Source organism: Escherichia sp. MOD1-EC5495, assembly GCF_002965965.1.
Taxonomy (GTDB): Bacteria; Pseudomonadota; Gammaproteobacteria; order Enterobacterales; family Enterobacteriaceae; genus Escherichia; species Escherichia ruysiae.
In genome coordinates, this window is record NZ_PTRI01000002.1 from 54,047 (window position 1) to 74,443 (window position 20,397).

Here is a 20,397-nt window from a genome sequence, read left to right on the forward strand (position 1 = left end):
CAAACAACCACAGAAGATTATCATGAACGGCTGTTTTTGTTCTGCTTATTGACATATAAACGCTCATCGGAAGCTTTATATGCATCATGTAACGTATCGTTTTCTTTCATCGCGTAAATACCGGAAGAGAAGCCGATCTCTTTCTGCGGCGCGATATGTTGCAGACGTTTTTCGATACGTTCAGGCAGTTGTGCTGCAATTTGCGGCGTCGAATCGACCAGAATAATGCAAAATTCGTCTCCACCGAGACGGATGGCATAATCGCTTTTACGAATCGACTGTTTAATCGCCTGAGCTAATAACGTAATGGCTAAATCGCCCTCCTGATGACCGAGGGTGTCATTTATTTGCTTTAACTTGTCCATGTCAATCGCAATAAACATCACCGAAGAACCGGATTGCACCAGTTTCTGCAAACGCTGCTCAAGTTCAGGCGTTAATATTTTGCGATTATATAGCCCGGTCATCGCATCACTGATATTTTCACGAGTCACGTTTTGGTACAGGCGGAAGTGCATCCGTACCATGTTGAGTAATATCAATGCTGTCAGCAGCCAGAATACAACGCTTTTCCATGATGATGTAATAAAGTAAAGAATATCAATAGATAACGAAACACGAATGCCGCCAGGCAAGTCATGGACGTAACTGACATACTGAAACAGATTATCTTCGCTCTGATTGATAATAATGTCGCGTCCCGAATCGGTATCGGTTAGCGTAACATTGAGAAAACGCCAGAGGAGAGGGCGGTCATGAGTGTAAAAAATATTGCGCAGATTGTTTTTACTAATATCCAGCAACACAATACCTTTTAATTGCCCGGCAACATAGACTGGCGTCAGCAAACTCATCACGTTCTGTTTAGTACGCTGATCCTGGTAAATGCTCGATAATACAGTGCGACCGGTAAACACTTTTTCAATATCTTTACGATCAATACCAATGCTTCCTGACTGCAGGAAGGACCAGTTATTCATCGCGAAGTATTCAACATTGACCGGCTCGTAAAAATAGACATAGCGGTCATTGAGATCGAGATAATAGTGAAATTTCTCTTCGGCCATCCCAAGACCGGAACCGTAATCATCCTGGTGGCGGTTACCTTCCACCGCCTGATCAAATGCCGGTAATAGCGCCGCTGCTTCGACAATTGTGTCGCAGTCAGTGGATGCGGTCTGCAATGTTCCGTGTAAATCCGCATAAGTATGGGCAGTCAGGTTTAAGCCATGGGTATTGTTGGCAGACTCAAAAGCCTCACAGATGGCATGTCGCTGTTCTGGCGACACCTCAGACTGTTTCGCAGCAAGCGCGCGCATCACGTGTGCGGCAATGCTCTGATTTTGATACTTGTCGTAGAGAAAGGAGGAGTCTGCTTTCTGGACGATATAGCGCAAATAAGCACTCATAGCCCTGTCGCTGGCGACAAGTTCAAAAATAAGGAAGGAAGATGTCAGCACAATGACACTTGCGGCGATAAAATGCCGGAGCATTCTATGGTGCAATTTCATGATAAATGGCACTCCTTCGGTTAGTGAAACGAGAAAACCAGATAAAGTTCGATTGCGGCCTGGTACAGGGGCGCTAATTATACTCATCTCTGCGCCGCTGGGGAGGGGAAATTTAGGGGTATTGGTAATAAATTGTATGCCAGAGCCATGCAAAAAGCATGGCTTTGAATAATTTTGCACTCAAATATAATGAATAATCACTTTGTTGCCGCCATCGGTTTTCGCCTCACATAACGCTTTATCTGCTTCCGTCATGACAAGCGAGATATTACGCGTATCACCCGTGCAAAAAACACAGCCAATGCTGATGGTCATTTGTTCAGGGACATTATATCTATTACTAAAACCGGTCAGGAGCTCGACATTTTTACGCACCCGATCGGCGATAATTTTTGCCTGGGCGGTATTCAATTCGGTAAATAGCAAGCCAAACACTTCACCATCCAGACGTGCGAATATGTCATCGGGGCGGATACTTTGCTGGATAATATCGACAATGGAAACCAGAACTTTATCGCCCACATGATGGCCCCATTGAGCATTTATGCGTTTGAACTGGTTAATATCTACCAGCATAATACAAAAATCCTTCACAACAGTGCGAGAGAGTAATGACTCTACACTGTTGAAAAAGTGACGACGGTTATAAATATTGGTCAGTACATCATGAACCGCTAGTTTGCTGGAAAGTTGTAGTTCCTGAAATATATTATATATCAAGAAGGTGACAACAAACAGTTTACTCGAAACCTCAATGCCACGACTGATATACCAGATAGTATAATTATATTCATCCAGAGTCAGTAGTAACAAGTTACAGCAGAGCGATGCCAGACATAATAATGCAATTGATGGCCACAGCTCGCTTGCTAATTGTGTACGCATGATAATAAAAAACAGTAAACACGCCCACAGACAAACCAAAATCTTGGTGTAGTTAATTCCCCAGCTCGCCGTATGACTATCCGGACAATAATCTACGACATACAAAGAGTAGTCAGGATTATAGCTGCTCAGGTTGTGCGCCAGAAAAGGGAAAAATATAAAAGGTATCAGCGCCAGCAACAAGATACAGGTTTTTTTCTTGTTGTTCGTCAGGATGCTATTTCGTCCATAACAGTAGAGAGCCAGTGCGGTTAAGCAAATGAAACTTAGCTGGCGAAATAGATATAATATGGAAATATCATTCGACTTCGTCTGAATAAGGGTGCTGTCATTGATAGGCTTATGAATAATGAAAATGGTTTCAGTTAAATAGAAAAGACCACTTAAAAAAGCAAGGCTTAAAATGAGTGTTGGGAAAATATCACGCTTAATGAAATATTTCATTAGCATGAAAAGAAAGATGATGGAGTTGAGGAAAAATAAAGCCACAACAACCATCAGGTAATTCATCTGTGGGATGAGTTTTATATTGGTGTTTTCGTTATATAAAGTGGTGATGCAAAATAAAATTAATGTCAGTAATAAGCTGAAAATAAAAAAGCTTTGAGCTTTTAATTTTTGTGTACCCATAGAAACCATAAAAAGGAGAGCAATGTGAGTGCTGGATTTTATTGATGGCAGAGATATATAGTTTTGACCAGGATCAAATTTCCTTATCGATAAAAAAATAATTAAAGAATACCCCTGAAAAAAAACGTATTAACAGAATTATTTTTTCCGAATGATTTTTTTATGGAACTAAATTCTGTAAAGCTGATGCCGACATATTTAAAGAAATTGTAAACTAACGTATGTAATAAATGAATTAATTTACAGTGAGCTAAAGATCAGCCAGGCAATAATGACCCGGCTGATGGTTTTAGTCTTTAGTAGTTGCATTTTGTTTATGGAATAGCTCGCGGAACACCGGATAAATATCATCCTGATCGCGGATATGCTGCATCGCAAAGTTTTCGAAAGTAGATTGCAGATGCTCATATTCCCGCCACAATGTTTGATGAGCGCGGCGGGTAATTTCGATATAACTGTAATAACGAACAACGGGCAACAATTTTTTCGCCAGAATTTCATGGCAAAGTGGAGAGTCATCAGCCCAGTTATCGCCGTCCGACGCTTGTGCAGCGTAGATATTCCACTGTGCCGGGTTATAACGCTCTTTCACTACCTCATCCATCAGTTTCAGGGCGCTGGAAACAATGGTGCCGCCAGTTTCCTGTGAGTAGAAAAACTCATGTTCATCAACTTCTTTCGCCTGGGTATGGTGGCGGATATAAACGACTTCGACGTTCTTGTATGTTCTGCTGAGAAACAGATACAGCAATATATAAAAACGTTTGGCCATATCTTTTGTGGATTGATCCATCGACCCGGAAACGTCCATCAGGCAAAACATCACCGCCTGACTGGAGGGATCGGGGCGCTTCTCATAATTCTTGTAACGTAAATCGAAGGTGTCGATGAACGGAACACGTTCAATTTTGGCGCGTAATTCGGCAATCTCTTTGCGCAGCCGTTCCTCCTCCAGCAATTGCGCAGGTTCACTGTTGCTGATGATGGCCAGATTTTCTTCCAGAGCATGAAGTTCCCGCCGCTTGCCTGCGGTCATCGCGGTACGTCGCGCCAGTGAGTTCTGCAATGAACGCACCACGCTGATATTGGCAGGAACGCCGTTAGCGGTGTAGCCTGCCCGATGCGTTTTATATTCGGTCAACTGGCGTTGCTGGTTTTGTTTCAGATTGGGTAAGGCTAAATCTTCAAACAGCAGGTCGAGATATTCGTCTTTCGAAATCTGGAAGACAAATTCATCCTGACCTTCACCGTCCTGACTGGCCTGACCCTGACCACTGCCGGAGCCACCGCCGCCACCCTGGGGACGTTCAATTCGATCATTCTGTACAAAATGGTCATTGCCCGGATGAACGCGATGGCGCAGGCCGCCACGCCCCTGATGAAACATCGGTTCGCTAATATCTTCCGTTGGGATAGAAACGGACTCGCCGCTGTCGACGTCGGTCACCGAACGCTTATTGATGGCCTCGGAGATCGACTGTTTGATTTGCGCTTTATAACGGCGTAAAAAACGCTGGCGATTCACCATGCTTTTGTTTTTGCCGTTCAGACGCCGGTCAATAAACCAGGTCATATGCCCCCCGTACTGCATTTGCCAACTGTATGCTGCACCTGTATTGCCGGATGCGCTTCGCTTATCCGGCCTGCGGTTCGCTGTCGTTGTCGGCCCGGTAACATGTACACCGGGCCGTTGTTGTTAAGACGATTTACGTACGCGCAAATACCATTCGCACAGTAAACGCACCTGTTTACGGGTGTAGCCTTTTTCCATCATACGGTCGACAAAATCGTCGTGTTTCTTCTGCTCGTCGGTTGAGGTTTTGGCGTTAAACGAAATGACCGGCAACAACTCTTCGGTATTGGAGAACATTTTCTTCTCGATAACCGTGCGCAGTTTTTCGTAGCTGGTCCAGTTCGGATTGCGTCCGCTGTTATTCGCCCTGGCGCGCAGCACGAAGTTGACAATCTCGTTGCGGAAATCTTTCGGATTGCTGATCCCCGCCGGTTTTTCAATTTTCTCCAGCTCGGCGTTAAGAGATTCGCGGTCAAACAGCTGCCCGGTATCCGGGTCGCGATATTCCTGATCCTGGATCCAGAAATCCGCATAGGTGACATAACGGTCGAAAATGTTCTGCCCATATTCGGAATAGGATTCGAGATAAGCTGTCTGGATCTCTTTACCGATAAACTCGGCATATTTCGGGATCAGATAACCTTTCAGGAACTCCAGATAGCGTTCTGCCTGCTCTTGCGGGAACTGCTCGCGCTCAATCTGCTGTTCAAGAACGTAGAACAAGTGAACCGGGTTAGCCGCCACTTCCACGTGATCGAAGTTAAACACGCGGGAGAGGATCTTAAACGCGAAACGCGTTGACAGACCGTTCATCCCTTCATCGACGCCTGCGTAATCACGATATTCCTGATACGACTTGGCTTTCGGGTCGGTATCTTTCAGGCTTTCGCCATCGTAAACGCGCATCTTTGAATAAATGCTGGAGTTTTCTGGCTCTTTCAGACGCGAAAGAATGGAAAAACGTGACAGCGTTTCAAGCGTACCAGGCGCGCATGGGGCGTGAGTCAATTCACTGTGATTAAGCAGTTTCTCGTAGATTTTGATCTCTTCGGAAATGCGCAAGCAATACGGCACCTTCACGATGTAAACACGGTCGAGGAAGGCTTCGTTGTTTTTGTTATTACGGAAAGTGACCCATTCGGATTCGTTCGAGTGGGCGAGAATAATCCCGTTAAACGGCAGGGCAGAGATACCTTCCGTCCCGTTGTAGTTACCTTCCTGGGTGGCGGTCAACAGGGGATGCAGCACTTTTATCGGTGCTTTAAACATCTCGACAAATTCCATGATCCCCTGGTTTGCACGGCACAGCGCACCGGAATAACCATAGGCGTCCGGATCGTTCTGCGCGTAGTGTTCGAGTTTACGAATATCGACTTTCCCTACCAGCGCGGAGATGTCCTGGTTGTTCTCATCGCCCGGCTCCGTTTTGGCGATGGCAATTTGTTGCAGAATAGACGGCCAGACCTTCACAACCCGGAATTTAGTGATGTCGCCACCAAACTCATGCAGACGTTTCGCAGCCCACGGCGACATGATGGTGCCGAGATAACGGCGAGGAATGCCATACTCTTTTTCCAGGATCTGCGCATCTTCCTGTGGATTGAACAGACAGAACGGATGATCGTTGACCGGGCTGCGTTCACCGTTGGCGCTCAATACATAAATAGGCACGAGCTGCATTAATGATTTCAGTCGCTCAGCAAGCGATGATTTACCCCCACCTACAGGCCCCAGCAGATACAGGATTTGTTTCTTCTCTTCCAGCCCCTGAGCCGCGTGTTTCAGATAAGAGACAATCTGTTCAATCGCGTCTTCCATGCCGTAAAACTCTTCAAACGCCGGATAACGTGCAATGACCCGGTTGGAAAAGAGTCGAGAAAGTCTGGGCTCCTGGGCCGTATCGACCATGACCGGCTCACCAATAGCCATCAATAGCCGCTCAGCCGCGTTGGCATAAGCACTGCGATCTTGCCGACAAGTGGTAAGAAACTCCTGCAGTGTGAACTCTTCGTCCTTGGCAGCTTCATATCGCTGGCGATAGTGATCGAATATATTCATGGTATGCCGTCCTTTCGTTTTTTAGCACAGATTAAGAGCCGTTCATATGAATAGTAGAGGCTCCCGGAAGAGGTAAACTGAACGACGTCTCTTGCTAAAACACAGCAACTCTCATGCCATCTTACCGACTGCGAGAACAACGTGCCCGGTGATACACCTTCAAAATTAAGCGTAGATGGCAAATGGAAAACTTGCCTGCATGGCTTTCTGGATTTCAATGGCATATCAACAACTCATCCATAAAAATTGCATAATTAATGTAAAGAATATTGCCGCCAGTAACGCAAAATTCATTCAGGTGTAAGCCCGATGTCATCAGCGTCAGGAAAATTAAACAGTTACCTTTAGAAATGAAAATGTAAAAAGGTTGGGTTTCGATGTATTGACGGGTAAACTTTGTCGCCCGCTAAACATTTGTTTAAGGAATGATTAATTGTGACCAAACTCAAACTTCTGGCACTTGGAGTGCTTATCGCAACGTCTGCAGGCGTAGCGCACGCTGAAGGTTTTTCCCTGGGCGCAGGCGTAGGTGTCGTTGAACACCCCTATAAAGATTACGATACCGATGTTTACCCAGTACCGGTAATCAACTATGAAGGCGATAACTTCTGGTTCCGTGGCTTAGGTGGTGGTTACTACCTGTGGAATGACGCAACGGATAAACTTTCAATTACCGCTTACTGGTCGCCGCTTTACTTCAAAGCCAAAGACAGTGGCGATCACCAAATGCGCCACCTGGATGACCGTAAGAGCACCATGATGGCCGGTCTGTCCTACGCACACTTTACCCAGTACGGTTATCTGCGTACCACTTTGGCAGGCGACACACTGGATAACAGCAACGGTATCGTGTGGGATATGGCCTGGTTGTACCGTTACACCAACGGCGGCCTGACCGTGACTCCGGGTATCGGTGTGCAGTGGAACAGCGAAAACCATAACGAATACTATTATGGCGTATCGCGCAAAGAATCCGCTCGCAGCGGTCTGCGTGGCTATAACCCGAATGACAGCTGGAGTCCTTACCTGGAGCTGAGTGCCAGCTACAACTTCCTCGGCGACTGGAGTGTTTACGGCACCGCACGCTACACCCGTCTGTCTGATGAAGTTACCGACAGCCCGATGGTGGATAAATCCTGGACTGGTCTGATTTCTACCGGGATCACCTACAAATTCTGATAATGCATCTTTCCAGGGCATTTTGTGCATAAAAACAGGGCGTGACGCCCTGTTTTGCATTACGGTGGAGCAAAAACCTGGAGGAAACAATGCAACAAAAAATGATTCCGTTTAGTGGCGATGTCTCACTGCCAGCCGTAGGGCAGGGAACATGGTATATGGGCGAAGACGCCAGCCAGCGCAAAACCGAAGTAGCTGCACTACGCGCGGGCATTGACCTCGGTTTAACCCTCATTGATACCGCCGAAATGTATGCCGATGGCGGTGCCGAGAAGGTGGTCGGTGAAGCATTAACCGGTCTGCGTGATAAAGTCTTTCTCGTCTCTAAAGTCTATCCGTGGAATGCCGGCGGACAAAAAGCGATTAACGCATGTGAAGCCAGTTTACGCCGACTCAATACGGATTATCTCGATCTCTACTTATTACACTGGTCTGGCAGTTTCGCTTTTGAAGAGACTGTCGCAGCGATGGAAAAACTGATCGCTCAGGGCAAAATCCGTCGCTGGGGTGTTTCTAATCTTGATTATTCTGACATGCAGGCTCTCTGGCAGGTGCCGGGAGGAAATCAGTGTGCCACTAATCAGGTGCTTTATCATCTCGGCTCACGAGGGATTGAGTATGATCTACTCCCCTGGTGCCAGCAACAGCAGATGCCAGTGATGGCTTACAGTCCGTTAGCCTAGGCCGGGCGGTTGCGCAATGGGCTGCTAAAAAACGCGGTGGTCAATGAAATTGCGCAAGCTCACAATATCAGCGCGGCACAAGTATTGCTGGCGTGGGTAATCAGCCATCAGGGCGTGATGGCGATTCCAAAAGCGGCAACTATCGCGCATGTTCAACAAAATGCAGCTGTGCTTGAGGTTGTGCTTTCGTCAGAGGAATTAGCCATGCTGGATGAAGCGTATCCGGCACCAAAAGGTAAAACTGCGCTGGATATGGTGTGATGTTGGGAAATGCCGGATGCATCGCACCCGGCATATAAAACTAGCACAAATTAATGTTTCGCAACGCGAATGGATTGTGCCAGATGTGAAGGTTGCTCTTTGGTCGTTTTTTGTGCCTCAGAAGCGTAAGCGGTTTCTACGCAGACAAAGGTTTTGTAACCATCATCTGACATATCGCCCATGCTGACTGAAAGAGCCGGGCCTGGGTTCCAGCCGACGACGTTCAGATGATGCTGGTGACCAACGGTAATAATACGATTCAACGCTTCGTCATTAATCACACTGCAATCTTGCGGATTCAGGTACACGCGATCGGTACGATCAGGGAAGGTCTGAACACCGTCGGTCAGTACATCTTCTTTCGCGTCATTCACTTTATCAATGAAGCGATCGCCCAGACCACTGACGCTTACCTTAGCAATATCACCCACGTTAAAGTAGGTATGCAGGGCAGAGGTGGTTTCAAATTCGCCGTGCGCTTCAAGATCGATTTCACAGGTTTCACCCACGCGGAAATGCGCTAACAGTGTAAAGTCGTGCGGCCAGTATTTTTTCGTCTCGTCGCTTTGCGTCAGTTCGAAAGTCAGTGTCACGCTATCGGCATCTTCACTATGCGATTTCAGCGTCCACGGCAGAATACGGGCAAAACCGTGCGCAGGCAGACCTTGTTGTGCTGCCGGACCAAACCACGGCCAGCAAACCGGCACGCCACCGCGAATGGCGACGCCATTTTTGAACGGAGTGTTATTGCTCAACCACAGAACGTCTTCTTCACCCGCAGGCTTCCATGAGAGAAGGTGTGCGCCCTGTAATGCAAAAGAGGCTTTTACCTGGGGATGATCGACCACAATGAGGTCCAGCTCATCCAGTTTACGACGGGAGAGGACAGGGGAAATTTGTTCGATGACCGGAAGGGCGAAAATTTTCTTAATCATGACGCAGTCCTTTAACTTCATTTCATCAGGTAAAAAAAAGAGCGACCGAAGTCGCTCTTTTTAGATCACAAAGTCATCTCAACTTATTTGGAGATGTGAGCGATCAGATCCAGAACTTTGTTGGAGTAACCGGTTTCGTTGTCGTACCAGGATACCAGTTTCACGAAGTTGTCGTTCAGAGCGATACCAGCTTTAGCATCGAACACGGAAGTGCAAACTTCGCCGTTGAAATCGGTAGATACTACGTCATCTTCGGTGTAGCCCAGAACGCCTTTCATTTCGCCTTCAGCAGCAGCTTTAACGGCAGCTTTGATCTGCTCGTAAGTTGCAGCTTTTTCCAGACGAACGGTCAGGTCAACTACGGATACGTTCGGGGTCGGAACGCGGAACGCCATACCAGTCAGTTTGCCATTCAGTTCTGGCAGTACTTTACCTACAGCTTTAGCAGCACCGGTAGAGGACGGGATGATGTTCTGGGAAGCGCCACGGCCGCCGCGCCAGTCTTTGTGAGACGGGCCATCAACGGTTTTCTGAGTTGCGGTAGTAGCGTGAACGGTGGTCATCAGACCTTCGATGATGCCGAAGTTATCGTTGATAACTTTAGCCAGCGGAGCCAGGCAGTTGGTGGTGCAGGAAGCGTTGGAAACGATGTCCTGGCCAGCATATTTGTCGAAGTTAGCGCCTTTAACGAACATCGGAGTGTTGTCTTTAGACGGACCAGTCATAACCACTTTTTTCGCACCAGCGGTGATGTGTTTACGAGCAGTTTCGTCAGTCAGGAACAGACCGGTTGCTTCAGCGACAACGTCAACACCAACTTCGTCCCATTTCAGGTTAGCCGGATCACGTTCAGCGGTAACACGGATTTTTTTACCGTTAACGATCAGATGACCGTCTTTCACTTCAACGGTGCCGTCGAAACGACCGTGAGTGGAGTCATATTTCAGCATGTATGCCATGTAATCAGCGTCTAACAGGTCGTTGATTGCAACGATCTCGATGTCAGAACGTTTCTGAGCAGCACGGAAAACAATGCGACCGATACGGCCAAAACCGTTGATACCTACTTTGATAGTCATATATTCCACCAGCTATTTGTTAGTGAATAAAAGGTTGCCTGTAAAATTACAAAAACCTTACGCAGCGTCAAGCGGAATCGTGTCAATCATTGCGACAAATCAATCCTGTGCCTAAGCATTACGCGACTGACTCGCCTCACTCTTCCTTTGGGCTTGAGACCACATGGGGTCGGCGCCCAGAATTTTAAAGGGCAATTACGATAAAAATGTGATTTTTATCACGTTTTAAGTGCTGCCATTTCGTTGAGATCAAGTTTAGAACAAAATTTTGCGAGTTGGTGTTAATGTTTTGTTAGAATAAGTCACGTAATGTGAGCGTGATTAAAGTGAGATGTGAGCAAATGGCTAACAAACCTTCGGCAGAAGAACTGAAAAAAAATTTGTCCGAGATGCAGTTTTACGTGACACAGAATCACGGGACGGAGCCGCCATTTACTGGACGTTTATTGCATAATAAGCGCGACGGCATTTACCACTGTTTGATCTGCGACGCCCCTCTGTTTCATTCTCAAACCAAGTATGATTCAGGCTGTGGCTGGCCCAGTTTTTATGAGCCGGTGAGTGAAGATTCAATCCGTTATATCAAAGACTTGTCACATGGAATGCAGCGGATAGAAATTCGTTGCGGAAACTGTGATGCTCATCTGGGCCATGTTTTTCCCGACGGTCCACAACCCACAGGCGAACGTTATTGTGTTAACTCGGCATCGTTGCGCTTTACTGATGACGAAAATGGCGAAGAAATCAACGGTTGAAAAAACGATTCAGCAACTTATTCCACAGGAGCGGGAAAATTATGAATCTTGATGAAATAATCAACAGCATGACGCCTGAGGTTTACCAGCGTTTATCGACAGCCGTTGAACTGGGTAAATGGCCAGATGGTGTTGCATTGACCGAAGAACAAAAAGAGAACTGTTTGCAACTGGTGATGCTGTGGCAAGCGCGAAACAATACCGATGCGCAGCATATGACTATCGATACGAACGGTCAGATGGTCATGAAGAGCAAACAACAGTTGAAAGAAGATTTTGGTATCACAGCAAAACCAATTGTCATGTTTAAGTGAATGAATTCTCCCCTTTGTAGAGCGTTTATGAAGGAAGGGGATAATCTTTACTGTCGCGTGTTGGTTGTTTGATTTAACAACCAACATGCCAGATGCACTGCTGACGCACTTTATCTGGCCTACAACGGCAGTACAGAATTGTAGGCCAGCGTAAAATTATCCCTGCGTCTCTTCCCAGTCCGCCAGCGTGTATAGCGTTGCCCCAGCGGCTGACATCTCCATAAACGCGTGCGCGCTGTCCTGTGGCTGGATATTCACGCCGCGACAGCCATCGGTAATCACGTTCACGCTATAACCTGCCTGCAATGCGTCCAGCACGGTAAACTTCACGCAATAGTCGGTAGCCAGCCCCATAACGATCAATTCATTGATTTCATGTTCGCGCAACCAGTCATCAAGCGCGGTTTTCTGTCGACGTCCGTTATCAAAAAAAGCACTGTAACTGTCAACTAAAGGGTTTTCGCCTTTATGGAACACAGCGGCGATCGCTTTTTGATTCAGTAACGGATGTAATTGTGCGCCTTCACTGTTCTGCACACAGTGTTCAGGCCAGAAAGTTTGCGGCAGGCCGTCGAGTTGCCCCTGCGTATAAGGTTCTACACCGTGCTGGCTGGCAAAACTGCCATGGTTAGCCGGGTGCCAGTCCTGACTGGCAATAACCGCTTCTCCGCGCGACTGGCACCAGTCAATAAGGCGGTTAGCAACATCCACTGTGCTGTCACCTTCCGGTACGGCGAGCGCGCCACCAGCACAGAAATCATTTTGTAAATCGACCAGTAACAGGGCGCGATGGGGCATTGCAGTCTCCTTAATCATCCGGCGTCAGTTCGCCGCGCAGGTTTTGGCTCATGGCCTTACGAATGGTTTCGGTATCCAGTCCCTGGCTAAGCAGGTAGTGCAGTTTGGTTAATGTGGCTTCTACAGTCATATCCGCGCCGCCAATAACCCCGGCATGGGCGAGGGCGTTACCGGTAGCGTAACCCCCCATGTTCACTTTACCGGACATACATTGTGTCAGGTTGACCACCACAATACCGCGATCGCTGGCCTCTTGTAATTCTTGCAGGAAGGCTTTGTTTTGCGGCGCATTGCCCACGCCATATGAGCGCAAAATCAACGCCTTCACCGGTTGGCGGAGGAAATTGCGCACAACGTCAGCAGAAATCCCCGGATAAATTGTTACCACACCGATCGGTTGTGGGGTGATCGGATGAACGATCAGTTCACCTTCGCCGTGCGGTGCTGGGGGCGTATTTAAACGACGGATGTGAATACCGGCTTCCAGCAATGGAGGAAGATTTGGTGACGCAAAGGCATCAAAACCATCGGCATGGGCTTTGGTTGTGCGGTTACCGCGATACAGACGGTTATTAAAAAAGAGTGTTACTTCGTTGATCGGGTAATTCGCCGCAACATACAGCGCATTCAGCAAATTGATTTGTCCGTCAGAGCGTAATTCGGCTAAGGGAATTTGTGACCCTGTCACAATGACCGGTTTGCCGAGGTTCTCCAGCATGAACGACAGCGCAGAAGCGGTATAGGCCATCGTATCGGTGCCGTGCAGAATGACAAAACCATCATAGTCGTCATAGTGCGCTTTAATATCTTCAGCAATATGCTGCCAGTCTTCCGGCGTCATATCAGAAGAATCCATCAGCGGTGTATATTCATGAATAGTGAAATCTGGCATCTCCGGGCGATGGAACTCCGGCATCAGCGCCAGTTGGCGTTGCAAATGACCTGACACCGGAATATAACCCTGCTCGGAACGCTGCATCCCGATGGTCCCGCCCGTGTAGGCGACATAGATAGATTTCTTTTGCATGATATTGATATGAATGATGTAGAAAGAGCAAAAGTATATACGTGAGGCAGGGGGAGCGCACCTGGATACTCTGTGGATATGAGAAAAGTACGGCGGAACAGAGGAACTGGCGTCCCGCCGGATAAAAGTGGTTAATCCTGCAACGCATAGGTTACGGTCGTGACTACGCGCACTGTTTTATTAATCGCCGTAGGATCATCTTCGTCACTGCCACTGGCGAAGATCTGGAATACGCCTTGTGATGCATCGCTAATGGAACCTACCTGGCTACCTGAGTCCGTTGCAAATTGTAATGCTGCGTTGCGTGCATCTTTGGTGGCGGCAGCAATCATCTCAGCGCGCAGTGCGCCAATACCATTAAAGCGATAGGCGACTTTGCTCTCGGCGATAGCGCCATCTGTAGCAACTTGCAGTTCATTTAATTTAGCGACAACTTTTTCGACAGCAGCAACGTTATGAGTTTTTATCGTAACGGAGCCGTCGGCGTTATAGCGTGGCATTGTGGGATCATCTTTGAGATAAAAGGAATCCGTTCGTTTACTGGTCCACTGACCGAGGTTTATCTCTTTGTCGTTAATCCCCTGAGCGTTGAGTTCGGCAACAATTTTTTTCTGTGCGTCTTCCAGTTTTGGGAAAAGCTCGCCGGGAACATTACCTTTAAAGTTAATCGCAATTGTTAATTCTGCCGTATCTGCGCGAACTTCTTTTTCCGAAAGCCCCCGCACGTTTACATAGCGGTTGTTGGTCTTTAAATGTTTAACACCATCGCCGACGAAATAACCACAGGCGCTGATCCCCAGTCCGAGGACAATAGCGGCAATTAAAGAGGGTGCCTTATTCACTGATGACTCCTTATCAGATGCTAAATGAGCAAGGCAATGTAATGGAGGGTGGGAGTGAAAGACAGTCCGGTTCAGGAATGTGGCCGACAGCATATCGGCCACATATTTACAGAAATTAACGCACGTTGGCGCAGGTTAGGCAAAACGCATAACGGTTTTGCGGGTCGTTAAACGCTGCCAGCTTGTCGCTTTCGCTTTTCACGGTAGAGGCTACCGAAGCCAGTGGGGCAGGTAACATGGCCTGGAGCGCATCTGGCAACATCGCCCGGACAGAACCTGACATGTTGTCCATCACTTTGTCGAAGAAGGTCGGTTCATCGACGTAATATTCCAGATGCCACTGCTTCAGTTTTGCCAGTTCTGCCGCTTTTGCGACCGCATCATCGAAATCACCGAGGCTATCGACCAGACCGTTAGCTTTCGCATCCTGACCAGTCCAGACATGCCCCTGAGCGATTTTATCAATCTGTTCCGGCGTCGATTTGCGCGCATCGGCAACCAGCGTGATAAAGCGTTTGTAGCCATTCTCAATGCTCAACTGCATCATCTGCTGCGCTTCCGGCGGCAGTGCTTTAGTGATGGAAACATCCGCCAGCGGTGAAGTTGAGACGCCATCGGTATGAACACCAATCGAATCCAGACTGTTTTCGACGGTAGTGATCACGCCGAAAATACCAATAGAGCCGGTCAGGGTGCTGGGGTTAGCCACAATGTAATTAGCCGGAGTGGAGATCCAATAGCCGCCGGATGCCGCCATGCCGCCCATTGACACAACCACAGGTTTGCCCGCTGCTCTGGCTGCTGCCAGTTCAGAGCGGATCACCTCAGAGGCCGTAACGCTGCCGCCAGGGCTATTAACGCGCAGAACAATCGCTTTCACTTTTGGATCAAGACGAGCATCGCGGATTTGTGCCGCAGTGGTATCACCGCCTACATTCCCCTGAGTTTCCTCGCCATCCATAATTGCACCATTGGCAAACACTACACCGATGCCATCACCGCTATCTGCCGGAGTTTTCAGTGCGTAATCGTAATAGCTAATGGCGCGATAATTTTTATCCGACTTACTCCAGCCGAACTCTTTGGTCAGGGCTTTTTCGATTTCGGCACTTGACGCCAGCGCATCCACCAGTTTGTTATCCAGCGCATACTTCGCGGTATCGCCGCCAGTTTTGGTTAAACCATCAAGCAAACCTTGCGCCCCAGGGAATACCTGCTGGGCAGGGATCTGGCGGTTAGCGGCAACGGTATTAAGATAGTTTTGCCACAGCTCACCAATCCAGCGGCTGTCAGCTTCGCGGGCTGCCGGTGACATATCATCACGAATAAATGGTTCAACGGCAGATTTATACGTACCAACGCGGAACACATGAGTGGAAACTTTTAACTTATCCAACAACGATTTGTAGTACAGACCGTTGGTGGCAAGGCCATGTAGGTCGACCACACCTTGCGGGGAAAGCCAGATTTTATTGGCGAAACTGGCAAGATAATACTGCCCCTGACTGTAGTTCTCGCCAATGGCATAAACCGGTTTACCGCTGTCACGAAACTCTTTCAGAGCTTTGCCGATGTACTGCATGGAAGGCTGATCGCCGCCCGCGAAGTTTTTCAGATCCATCACGATACCGGTGATATTTCGGTCGTCCTTCGCCTGACGAATAGTGTTGACGATATCAAACAGCGAGTTTTCCTGCAGACGATCGGAACTGGCACCAAGCAACTGACGACTTAACTTACTAAACCGCTGCGAACTGTCGGGCTTATCGACGATCACGCCAGAAATATCAAGCAGCAGTGCGCCACGACTGGCGGTCTCTTTCGAATCACCACCACTGACCTGCATCCAGATCCCAACGCCAACCAGCACGAGAAAAATAAAGAACAGGTTAAGTACCATTTCACGGACGAAATTCAGCAGACGCCACGTCCATTTAAAAAATCCGGCAATAAATCGCCAAAGGGTTCGCATGTATTCTCCCAGACTAAAAGTTACACCTGTTGCAGGTGCAAGTGATGTGGTTATCGTAATGACCCAACCGGCACTTGTCAGCAGGAATCATGGACTGTGCTGTAACAAAATCCACTCTCGTGTTAATTTTGTGAATAAACATCATGACAGGAGTTAATCAAATGGATGCACTCGAACTATTGATCAACCGCCGTAGCGCCTCCCGTCTGGCTGAGCCAGCGCCAACGGGTGAGCAACTGCAAAATATCCTGCGCGCGGGTATGCGTGCGCCAGACCATAAATCCATGCAACCGTGGCATTTCTTTGTGATTGAAGGGGAAGGGCGTGAGCGTTTCAGCGCCGTTCTGGAACAGGGGGCGATTGCTGCCGGTAGCGATGAAAAAGCAATCGACAAAGCGCGTAATGCGCCGTTCCGGGCGCCGCTCATCATAACAGTGGTGGCGAAATGCGAAGAAAATCATAAAGTCCCGCGCTGGGAACAGGAAATGTCGGCGGGTTGCGCGGTTATGGCAATGCAAATGGCGGCGATTGCCCAGGGCTTTGGCGGCATCTGGCGCAGTGGCGCATTAACTGAAAGCCCGGTGGTGCGTGACGCATTCGGCTGTCACGAGCAGGATAAAATTGTCGGATTTCTCTATCTTGGTACGCCACAACTGAAAGCGTCAACGTCGATAAACATTCCGGACCCGACACCGTTTGTGACTTATTTTTGATAAAAACGGCAAAACTGTGTGGATTGTGAGCAAAGGCGCAGTAATTCAGACACTCTCACTTATCACTTCACGGAATGAGGGTTACCATACCCGGATTGCATTGACAGGAGATGTCCATGAGCGAGAACTCGATTCGTTTGACCCAATACAGCCACGGAGCCGGTTGCGGCTGTAAAATTTCCCCAAAAGTGCTGGAAACTATCCTGCACAGCGAGCAGGCGAAGTTTGTTGATCCGAATTTGCTTGTGGGTAACGAAACCCGCGACGATGCGGCGGTGTACGATCTGGGCAATGGCACCAGCGTTATCAGCACCACCGACTTCTTTATGCCGATTGTTGATAATCCTTTCGATTTTGGTCGCATTGCGGCGACTAACGCCATCAGCGATATCTTCGCGATGGGCGGCAAACCGATTATGGCAATTGCGATCCTCGGCTGGCCGATTAACAAACTGTCCCCGGAAATTGCCCGCGAAGTCACCGAAGGTGGTCGCTACGCATGTCGTCAGGCGGATATTGCGCTGGCTGGCGGTCACTCCATCGACGCGCCGGAACCGATTTTCGGTCTGGCGGTAACGGGGATCGTTCCAACTGAGCGGGTGAAGAAAAACAGTACCGCACAAGCCGGATGTAAACTGTTCCTGACGAAACCGCTGGGGATTGGCGTTCTTACCACTGCGGAGAAAAAATCACTCCTGAAACCGGAACATCAGGGACTGGCGACGGAAGTGATGTGCCGGATGAACATCGCAGGCGCGTCCTTTGCCAACATCGAAGGCGTAAAAGCGATGACTGACGTGACTGGTTTTGGTCTGCTGGGGCATTTGAGCGAAATGTGTCAGGGCGCAGGCGTACAGGCGCGCGTTGACTATGACGCGATCCCGAAACTGCCGGGCGTGGAAGAGTACATTAAGCTGGGCGCAGTACCTGGCGGCACCGAACGCAACTTTGCCAGCTACGGTCATCTGATGGGCGAAATGCCGCGTGAAGTGCGCGATCTGCTGTGCGATCCGCAAACTTCCGGCGGTCTGCTGCTGGCGGTGATGCCAGAGGCTGAAAACGAAGTAAAAGCTACCGCTGCCGAATTTGGTATCGAACTGACGGCGATTGGCGAACTGGTGCCTGCGCGCGCTGGTCGTGCCATGGTTGAGATCCGTTAATTCAATGCGGTTATTTATTGCCGAAAAACCGAGTCTGGCACGCGCTATTGCTGATGTCCTGCCCAAACCGCACCGTAAAGGCGATGGCTTTATCGAGTGCGGTAACGGTCAGGTGGTGACCTGGTGTATTGGTCACCTGCTTGAGCAGGCGCAGCCAGACGCCTACGACAGTCGCTATGCGCGCTGGAATCTTGCGGATTTGCCGATTGTCCCGGAAAAGTGGCAATTACAGCCACGCCCCTCCGTGACCAAACAACTTAATGTCATCAAACGCTTTCTGCATGAAGCCAGCGAAATCGTTCATGCCGGAGACCCGGATCGCGAAGGGCAACTGCTGGTGGATGAAGTGCTGGATTACCTGCAACTGGCACCGGAAAAGCGCCAGCAGGTGCAGCGTTGCTTGATCAACGATCTGAACCCGCAGGCGGTTGAACGGGCGATCGATCGTCTTCGTTCCAATAGCGAGTTTGTGCCGCTATGCGTTTCTGCGCTGGCGCGAGCGCGTGCCGACTGGCTGTACGGCATCAATATGACCCGCGCGTACACCATTCTCGGTCGCAATGCGGGTTATCAGGGCGTACTTTCCGTTGGACGCGTGCAGACGCCCGTGCTCGGGCTGGTGGTGCGCCGCGACGAAGAAATTGAAAACTTCGTGGCGAAAGATTTCTTTGAGGTCAAAGCGCATATTGTGACGCCTGCCGATGAGCGATTTACCGCTATCTGGCAACCGAGCGAAGCGTGTGAGCCGTACCAGGATGAAGAAGGGCGCTTGTTGCATCGTCCGCTGGCGGAGCATGTGGTCAACCGCATCAGCGGTCAACCGGCTATTGTCACCAGTTATAACGATAAACGGGAATCAGAATCCGCGCCGTTGCCGTTTTCGCTTTCGGCGTTGCAGATTGAAGCGGCAAAACGCTTTGGTCTGAGTGCGCAGAACGTACTTGATATCTGCCAGAAGCTGTACGAAACGCACAAACTGATCACTTATCCGCGTTCCGATTGTCGTTATTTGCCGGAAGAACATTTTGCCGGACGTCAGGCGGTGATGAATGCTATCAGCGTTCATGCGCCGGGCTTGTTACCGCAGCCGGTGGTTGATCCGAATTTACGCAACCGCTGCTGGGATGACAAAAAGGTCGATGCGCACCACGCCATCATCCCGACCGCGCGGAGTTCTGCCATCAACCTGACGGAGAACGAAGCGAAGGTCTATAACCTGATTGCCCGTCAGTATTTGATGCAGTTCTGTCCGGATGCGGTGTTCCGCAAATGTGTTATCGAACTGGACATTGCCAAAGGAAAATTTGTCGCTAAAGCCCGTTTTCTTGCTGAAGCAGGCTGGCGCACGCTGTTAGGCAGCAAAGAGCGTGATGAAGAAAACGATGGTACACCGCTGCCGGTGGTAGCGAAAGGCGATGAATTATTGTGTGAAAAAGGTGAAGTGGTAGAGCGGCAAACTCAGCCACCACGTCATTTCACCGATGCAACGCTGCTTTCAGCGATGACCGGGATCGCGCGCTTTGTGCAGGACAAAGATCTGAAAAAGATCCTTCGTGCGACCGATGGCCTGGGGACAGAAGCAACTCGTGCCGGGATTATTGAACTGCTGTTCAAGCGTGGTTTCCTGACCAAAAAAGGGCGCTATATCCACTCCACCGACGCCGGAAAAGCGTTATTCCATTCGCTGCCAGAGATGGCGACGCGACCGGACATGACGGCACACTGGGAATCGGTGCTGACGCAAATCAGCGAAAAGCAGTGTCGCTACCAGGACTTTATGCAGCCGCTGGTGGGGACGCTTTACCAATTGATTGATCAGGCAAAACGTACGCCAGTGCGACAGTTTCGCGGTATAGTCGCTCCGGGCAGTGGCGGTAGTGGTGATAAGAAAAAGGCTGCTCCACGCAAGCGAGCGGCGAAAAAAAGCCCGCCATCAGAAGACGCGGGCAGTGGAGTGATAACATAGGCCGGATGCCAGAATTCCAACTCACTGATACAGCACTTTTCGTAGGCCGGATAAGG

General features: G+C 49.1%; 16 protein-coding genes and 1 pseudogene. 7 read left to right on the plus strand and 10 right to left on the minus strand.

The genetic code is table 11. The features are described from left to right. Positions 1–20 precede the first annotated feature (20 nt). From dgcJ to yeaG, 4 genes are all read right to left on the minus strand, one after another. The gene (gene dgcJ / locus BEG40_RS01895) at positions 21–1,511 is read right to left on the minus strand and encodes a diguanylate cyclase DgcJ (RefSeq protein ID WP_010354168.1); all 1,491 of its coding nucleotides are present in this window, start codon (positions 1,509–1,511) and stop codon (positions 21–23) included. Positions 1,512–1,691: 180 nt separating this feature from the next. Next, positions 1,692–3,035, minus strand: a complete 1,344-nt coding sequence (locus BEG40_RS01900) for a sensor domain-containing diguanylate cyclase (RefSeq protein ID WP_123058449.1) — start codon at positions 3,033–3,035, stop codon at positions 1,692–1,694. Positions 3,036–3,315: 280 nt separating this feature from the next. Then, positions 3,316–4,599, minus strand: a complete 1,284-nt coding sequence (locus tag BEG40_RS01905) for a YeaH/YhbH family protein (protein WP_000219690.1) — start codon at positions 4,597–4,599, stop codon at positions 3,316–3,318. A 123-nt stretch (positions 4,600–4,722) separates the two neighbouring features. Continuing rightward, on the minus strand, positions 4,723–6,657 hold the full coding sequence (yeaG, locus tag BEG40_RS01910) for a protein kinase YeaG (RefSeq protein WP_001019882.1): 1,935 nt from the start codon (positions 6,655–6,657) through the stop codon (positions 4,723–4,725). Between the two features lie 435 nt (positions 6,658–7,092). Between yeaG and mipA the strand changes: the two genes are divergently transcribed. Both mipA and yeaE read left to right on the plus strand, forming a co-directional pair. Next, a complete protein-coding gene (gene mipA / locus BEG40_RS01915; RefSeq protein WP_000163764.1) occupies positions 7,093–7,836 on the plus strand; it encodes a scaffolding protein MipA in 744 nt (247 codons plus the stop codon). An 89-nt stretch (positions 7,837–7,925) separates the two neighbouring features. After that, positions 7,926–8,780: pseudogene (yeaE, locus tag BEG40_RS01920) on the plus strand (methylglyoxal reductase YeaE). A gap of 50 nt (positions 8,781–8,830) precedes the next feature. Here yeaE and BEG40_RS01925 read toward each other — a convergent pair. Beyond that, entirely contained in the window at positions 8,831–9,715 is an 885-nt protein-coding gene (locus tag BEG40_RS01925; protein ID WP_105284790.1) for a D-hexose-6-phosphate mutarotase, read from the minus strand. A gap of 83 nt (positions 9,716–9,798) precedes the next feature. Beyond that, positions 9,799–10,794 carry a glyceraldehyde-3-phosphate dehydrogenase gene (gene gapA, locus BEG40_RS01930; RefSeq protein ID WP_000153502.1) on the minus strand — a complete coding sequence of 332 codons (996 nt, stop codon included), beginning with the start codon at positions 10,792–10,794 and terminating at the stop codon, positions 9,799–9,801. 341 nt (positions 10,795–11,135) lie between these two features. On the opposite strand from gapA, the gene msrB reads away from it, so the two are divergent. Together msrB and BEG40_RS01940 are read left to right on the plus strand one after the other, a co-directional pair. Beyond that, complete coding sequence (msrB, locus tag BEG40_RS01935) at positions 11,136–11,549, plus strand: peptide-methionine (R)-S-oxide reductase MsrB (RefSeq protein WP_001284609.1); 414 nt, start codon at positions 11,136–11,138, stop codon at positions 11,547–11,549. A gap of 41 nt (positions 11,550–11,590) precedes the next feature. Then, complete coding sequence (locus tag BEG40_RS01940) at positions 11,591–11,863, plus strand: YeaC family protein (RefSeq protein WP_010349494.1); 273 nt, start codon at positions 11,591–11,593, stop codon at positions 11,861–11,863. Positions 11,864–12,019: 156 nt separating this feature from the next. Here the strand turns inward: BEG40_RS01940 and pncA are convergent, their stop codons facing one another. From pncA to sppA, 4 genes are all read right to left on the minus strand, one after another. Further along, a complete protein-coding gene (gene pncA, locus BEG40_RS01945) occupies positions 12,020–12,661 on the minus strand; it encodes a bifunctional nicotinamidase/pyrazinamidase (RefSeq protein WP_001120529.1) in 642 nt (213 codons plus the stop codon). A gap of 10 nt (positions 12,662–12,671) precedes the next feature. Continuing rightward, complete coding sequence (gene ansA / locus BEG40_RS01950; protein ID WP_001170164.1) at positions 12,672–13,688, minus strand: asparaginase; 1,017 nt, start codon at positions 13,686–13,688, stop codon at positions 12,672–12,674. 131 nt (positions 13,689–13,819) lie between these two features. Further along, the gene (locus tag BEG40_RS01955; RefSeq protein ID WP_001030439.1) at positions 13,820–14,530 is read right to left on the minus strand and encodes an SIMPL domain-containing protein; all 711 of its coding nucleotides are present in this window, start codon (positions 14,528–14,530) and stop codon (positions 13,820–13,822) included. Between the two features lie 115 nt (positions 14,531–14,645). Continuing rightward, on the minus strand, positions 14,646–16,502 hold the full coding sequence (gene sppA, locus BEG40_RS01960) for a signal peptide peptidase SppA (RefSeq protein WP_001259801.1): 1,857 nt from the start codon (positions 16,500–16,502) through the stop codon (positions 14,646–14,648). 161 nt (positions 16,503–16,663) lie between these two features. Here sppA and BEG40_RS01970 point away from each other — a divergent pair, with 161 nt between their 5' ends. The 3 genes from BEG40_RS01970 to topB all read left to right on the plus strand — a co-directional run bounded on the left by BEG40_RS01970 (position 16,664) and on the right by topB (position 20,341). Beyond that, positions 16,664–17,215, plus strand: a complete 552-nt coding sequence (locus BEG40_RS01970; RefSeq protein ID WP_105284791.1) for an NAD(P)H nitroreductase — start codon at positions 16,664–16,666, stop codon at positions 17,213–17,215. 116 nt (positions 17,216–17,331) lie between these two features. Then, the gene (gene selD / locus BEG40_RS01980) at positions 17,332–18,375 is read left to right on the plus strand and encodes a selenide, water dikinase SelD (RefSeq protein WP_105284792.1); all 1,044 of its coding nucleotides are present in this window, start codon (positions 17,332–17,334) and stop codon (positions 18,373–18,375) included. A 4-nt stretch (positions 18,376–18,379) separates the two neighbouring features. Then, positions 18,380–20,341: a DNA topoisomerase III gene (topB, locus tag BEG40_RS01985; RefSeq protein ID WP_105284793.1), complete on the plus strand. Its 1,962-nt coding sequence runs from the start codon at positions 18,380–18,382 to the stop codon at positions 20,339–20,341. The last annotated feature ends 56 nt before the right edge of the window (positions 20,342–20,397 follow it).